Here is a 4,797-nt window from a genome sequence, read left to right on the forward strand (position 1 = left end):
GGATAAAATTATATGGGAAATATTTCATTATGAAGTGTCCCATGTGGGTCCGTGGCGCAGTACGGATAGCGCGTCAGCCTTCTAACGCCCTTTTTGGGTGTGAAGACAGCTGAAAGTCCTGGGTTCAAATCCCAGCGGGCCCGCCACTCTCGAAGCGAATTTAGCCTACTCCCTATTTTTCCTCTTTTTCTTTTTTTCAAAAAATTCAAGTAAAATTTTGAGGAGTTGAGATTTTGAAGATTTATAGTGATGACCCTAACCTACCGTACAAAACCACGAAATTGAAAGCTCTTTACACTAAAAGTGAAATCGATGGCTTATTCGCTAAATGGGGAGTCAAAGATGTTTTCTGGCATTGGGACCCTGAGAATAACGACGTTTTTGTCCTGTTCAAGATAATGGAGGAAATCGAAGGCATGCTATTGCAGGTTTCGGCTAAGGTTGAGGCACCCGCAATCTGGGATCACAAGACGCGGTCCAAAGCAGAGAGCGTGAACTGGGACATAAGTTTGCGTGTGATGTACTGGTTCATTAAATCGCATTTGGAGTCAGCCTACTTGTTGCAGAGTTCTAAGACAGCAGCTTTTCTGCCGTACATTGCCTCGAAAGAAGGCGCCAAAGTTCTGAAGGATATTCTCATTCCAAGGATGAATGAGATTCAGCAGCTAACTGCACTTCCCGAGAAACCTGTTAAAGTAATCGATGACGAGTAGGTGCAACTTTTGGCAAAGCTTTCTGGAAGTAAAAACATTCGCTCTCCAAAGTCTAGAGTAAAATTTGACACTAAGACAGTTCGCATGTGGGTACTCCCGTTATTGATGCGGATAGACGTTGGGGACTATCCAACCAAGGCGGGCCGCATCATCGGTTTAAGCCGTCAACATACCTGGTACTACGTGAGAAAGCTTGAGGAGTGCGGGCTTATCCGCCGTGAGAAGCGGAGCAACGTCATATTCTACGAGTTGACGTCGGAAAGTAAAAGGTTGCTCGCGTCATGTGAGGGCACAGTTTTCCCAGGTCGCCTGTATAGGTTTGACAAGTGCCAGATAGCCTACGAGATTATCGCTGATGGGCTGATGCCTGGGAACTTCAAGAAGATAGAGATGACTAACTGGACGGCTCTTCTTGGAACAGAGTTAGGCGTCAAGGTTCGCAAGACTACTCGGAGTTGGATTGTGCACGTTGAGGTTATTCGTGGCAGGAATCCCATCGAAGTTACAAATTTAGCTATGAACCTGGCTAATCGTGTTCGTGACGCTTTGGTGAGTAAGTATGGTTGTGTTTTAGGCGATGGAAAGGTTATTGCTGGAGAGATGGCAGTCGAGGACCCGGTTGCGTCTTTGTTTGGTCGCTATTTTACGGTACGGACAGACAAGCGTAAGATTGATCATAGCTGGTCTGTTGGCGAGTTAGAGCATCTGCAGAAGGATGCTGTTATCGAGTATTTGCAGATGCCGGAGAAAGTGAGGAACATTGAAGGTGAAGTTGCGGCAATGCGCAGCGACATAAGCCAGTTGACCAGTTCGTTGAGGCAGCTTTTTGACGCTGAAGGTAATCGTCAGCCAAGTTCTCCTAGGAATGCTGGAGGCAAAGATGGCTATGTCGCTTAGAGTTTACTGCGAGCATTCAAGGATTCGCTATGTACGTAGTATTGCTTTAATGGCAGTGAAAACCTGTTCAAAACCACTTTTAGCACATAACCGAAGGCATGGAAAAAGTCCATGCTTTTCACGACTTAGCGTTTTGAAAGCATTCAATGTAGATTGCGGAGCGTTAGATTTTGCATCTGTTAATGTATCCGATTTACAGGAGTGAGCATTTTAGAATGGAAACAGCTGAAAACCCTGTTCAAAGCACCAAAAAGAAGCGCAGCCAAAGCGACAAGATAGGCCGCTTAAAGTATAATCAGCAGCTCCTCAAGAAGACATTATCCGAAGTAGAAGAGGTAAAACTCATGCTACGAACCATCTTTGCAGGACTGAAAGGCTCATTCAATTTTGAGCAGCCACTAATTGAACGTGTAGCCTGCAAGGACGAGGTTGACAAGGAAATTTTGCAACTGCTCTTTGAAGCAGGTAGCTCTGGTTTGCTACCTAAAGATTTGCAAACGCGACTTGAGCGCTTCAAAGTTGCCCGTCACCAGATAAGTAGAAGAATTGTGAGAATGAATAAGCGTTTGGAAAAGGAATTTGGAGAACGTATAGCTGAGAAAAGAGGCTGGCACTGGGCACTTACTAGCTTTGCGATAGAAATTTGGGGAGAGACCAACCGAGACATTCAAGATAATCATGAACAAGAACAAATTGACGAGTAAAATTTACTATGTTGAATTATCGCAAGTTTTTTCCGTACTTAGAACTAATAGTGATTCAATGAAAAAACTAAACCTGTATTCAAGCCTGAAAAAGGATAAGCAAAGATTTTTCCGATGGATAGCTCTGCTTATGGTTGCCCTGATTATTGTATCTCTTTTCATTTCGATTGGTTTGATTGCACTCCAAATTGTGAGTAACTTGGAAGTTTCGAAAAGAATCAATGATGATGGAATAAAACTTGATTTGAGAAACAGGTTTGATAGGAGCTACAACTATACTGAACTGTTTCTATGGGAACATCAGCATTTGAATTTTACTTGGGACAAAATTGAAAGACATACTGACCCAATTGAAATTCTCAACTATGGTAAAGGGCGTTGTGGAGAGTTTGCGATACTATATGCTGCTTTATGTTTGGCTCATGGCTATGAATGCAGATTTGACACTAACATCTTTGGCGATCATCAATGGGTGGAAATTAAAGTTGATGGTGAATGGATACATTTCGACCCGTCATTAGATCCATCAGACCCAAGAATTAATGACCGATACACATATGAAAGAGATTGGAAGTCCTCCCTCATCTTAGTCCTTGCGTTCGAAAACTCAAGTTTTTACGATGTTACCAATCTTTATAGAAGCGGATTTTGGATTAATATCATTTCAGCCGAAATGTTCTCTCTGCTGTCAATATTAATGTTCATATTGCTTTTCGTTATAACCTCTAGTTCAGTTCGTCGTTTCTTTTATGGTCTATATTTTAAAAGAAAGAAGGGATTGCTATGCTCAATCGGAAAACTATACGAACGAAAGTTACGTTATCTTTATGTTCTCAGATTTGTTTTTCTGTTCTTACTGCCAATCGCCATAGCAATTGCTTTTCGTGCCTTTGGTTTTCCAATAAACATTCAAGATAACCTTCTGAATTTGATTTCTATAGGTTTTGCAATGATGACGTTTTCTGCCATTGAAATGCCGTCTTTGACAAAGCCTCACGTTTTCATCTCAGTTTTTTCAGAAGACGGGAAAGAAATAACCTCGCTGGCAGAGTGCAAAGAAGTTGAAATGCAACTCACTGTGAAAGTTGATGTACAGAGGGTCATAATGTTTAGAGCGGCAAATCTTTGTATGCACACACTCAAGGACTGCACTTTTATTTTTAATTTTCCAAAGGGCTTTTTTTCATTGTTACCATTCGACGATCCAGCATACAAGGATTTAGATTTCAAGAAAGAATTCACTATTCAGAAAAGAAATGATGCTTGTCTATTTACGCCTAAAAACAACTTCACTACAATGTCTCCATCAGACTGCTTAATCTTTCCAGTAATAGTGAAACCATTAAAAGAAAGTGAAGAAAAGTTTGAAATTACTGTTGAGGTCAGTTCACAGAGTACTTGGGGGAGCTCCCAATACAGGTTTCCTATAAAATTCTTGAGGAACTGAGATATATCTAATGCATTTCAGGCGTTAACTATTTTTTGTTCGGTAAAGAACAATGCTTCAAAATGGAGTTCTATCCATTCGCTTCTTGACCTTTTCTGCCGTGTGGCTTCTTGGTCTATTTTTTGCAGTATGCGGTTTGAGAGGGCTATGCTTACTGGGTGTTTTCGCATTCGCTGACTCCTGCAATAGTTTTCTGTCTGTTAATATTTAATAATTGTTGTTAAGGTCTAATAAGGCTTAACAACAGCCTTTTTCAGCAAAACAAGCCTAAAAATACCTTATTACGATTTAGAAAGAGGTTTGCAGAGGTATGTCTCAAGAGAACTGCGCTAACTGTAAACGGATAAAAGAACACGTGGCAGCTGTCCTTCCTTTCCAAGTCCTTGAGAAAATAGCTGATAAGCCCTTGCGCATTCGCGGCATCGCCATGACGACTGGTATGAGCCGTAACTTTAACGTTTACACTTCTGAAGAGCTACAAGCCTTCTCTGGTAAGTTGGTTAACGCTCCAGTTTACATTGAGCATGTTGCTGTGCCCAATGCTGTCGGCAAAGTAACCAAGACCGATTGGGATGGGCATAACCTGTGGTATGAGGCGGAGATTTATGATGATGAGACGGCTGAGAAAATCCGCAAAGGTCTAATCCAGCACGTCAGCGTCGGCGCAGACTACGAAGCCATAGACGTCGTGGACGGCAAAGCGCCGCATGGTTTGCATAATGCCGAGTTGAGTCTTGTGGCTGTGCCAGGTATTCCCGAGACCAACGTGCAAGTTTTGGAATCACTAAGGAAAGCGGGCGTGCAAGAGGCAGAGTGGGACACTGAGTACATCAACAACCTGCCCGACGACTGCTTTGCGTATATTGAGGCTGGCGGGCAAAAAGATGAGCAAGGCAAAACTACACCCAGAAGCCTAAGGCACCTGCCATACAAGAATGCTCAAGGCAACCTGGACGCTGACCATGTTCGAAACGCTTTGGCACGACTGGATCAGACGGAAATTTCTGCTGAGGCGAAAACTCAAGCGCTCAAGAAG

General features: G+C 42.6%; 6 protein-coding genes and 1 tRNA gene. 6 read left to right on the plus strand and 1 reads right to left on the minus strand.

Going from position 1 to position 4,797, the window contains the following annotated elements; all coding sequences use genetic code 11:
• Positions 1-45: 45 nt before the first annotated feature.
• The 5 genes from NWE95_11840 to NWE95_11860 all read left to right on the plus strand — a co-directional run bounded on the left by NWE95_11840 (position 46) and on the right by NWE95_11860 (position 3,761).
• A tRNA-Arg gene (locus tag NWE95_11840) sits at positions 46-146 on the plus strand.
• A gap of 87 nt (positions 147-233) precedes the next feature.
• Positions 234-713, plus strand: coding sequence for a hypothetical protein (locus tag NWE95_11845; GenBank protein MCW4004591.1), 480 nt, complete (start codon positions 234-236; stop codon positions 711-713).
• A gap of 9 nt (positions 714-722) precedes the next feature.
• Positions 723-1,610: a winged helix-turn-helix domain-containing protein gene (locus NWE95_11850; protein ID MCW4004592.1), complete on the plus strand. Its 888-nt coding sequence runs from the start codon at positions 723-725 to the stop codon at positions 1,608-1,610.
• A gap of 215 nt (positions 1,611-1,825) precedes the next feature.
• Positions 1,826-2,314, plus strand: coding sequence for a hypothetical protein (locus tag NWE95_11855; protein MCW4004593.1), 489 nt, complete (start codon positions 1,826-1,828; stop codon positions 2,312-2,314).
• A 58-nt stretch (positions 2,315-2,372) separates the two neighbouring features.
• On the plus strand, positions 2,373-3,761 hold the full coding sequence (locus tag NWE95_11860) for a transglutaminase-like domain-containing protein (protein MCW4004594.1): 1,389 nt from the start codon (positions 2,373-2,375) through the stop codon (positions 3,759-3,761).
• 17 nt (positions 3,762-3,778) lie between these two features.
• Here NWE95_11860 and NWE95_11865 read toward each other — a convergent pair whose 3' ends face one another.
• Positions 3,779-3,931 (minus strand): hypothetical protein, encoded by a 153-nt coding sequence (locus tag NWE95_11865; GenBank protein ID MCW4004595.1) that lies wholly within the window; start codon positions 3,929-3,931, stop codon positions 3,779-3,781.
• A gap of 140 nt (positions 3,932-4,071) precedes the next feature.
• On the opposite strand from NWE95_11865, the gene NWE95_11870 reads away from it, so the two are divergent.
• Positions 4,072-4,797, plus strand: a 726-nt coding sequence (locus NWE95_11870) for a hypothetical protein (protein MCW4004596.1), incomplete at its 3' end; no start/stop codon positions are given.

It is taken from the genome of Candidatus Bathyarchaeota archaeon, assembly GCA_026014725.1.
In the GTDB taxonomy this organism is placed as follows: Archaea; Thermoproteota; Bathyarchaeia; order Bathyarchaeales; family Bathycorpusculaceae; genus Bathycorpusculum.

Coding starts and splice junctions, on each gene's coding strand:
- NWE95_11855 (MCW4004593.1), top strand. CDS start 1,826: ATGGAAACAGCTGAAAACCCTGTTCAAAGCACCAAAAAGAAGCGCAGC.
- NWE95_11860 (MCW4004594.1), top strand. CDS start 2,373: ATGAAAAAACTAAACCTGTATTCAAGCCTGAAAAAGGATAAGCAAAGA.
- NWE95_11865 (MCW4004595.1), bottom strand. CDS start 3,931: ATGCGAAAACACCCAGTAAGCATAGCCCTCTCAAACCGCATACTGCAA.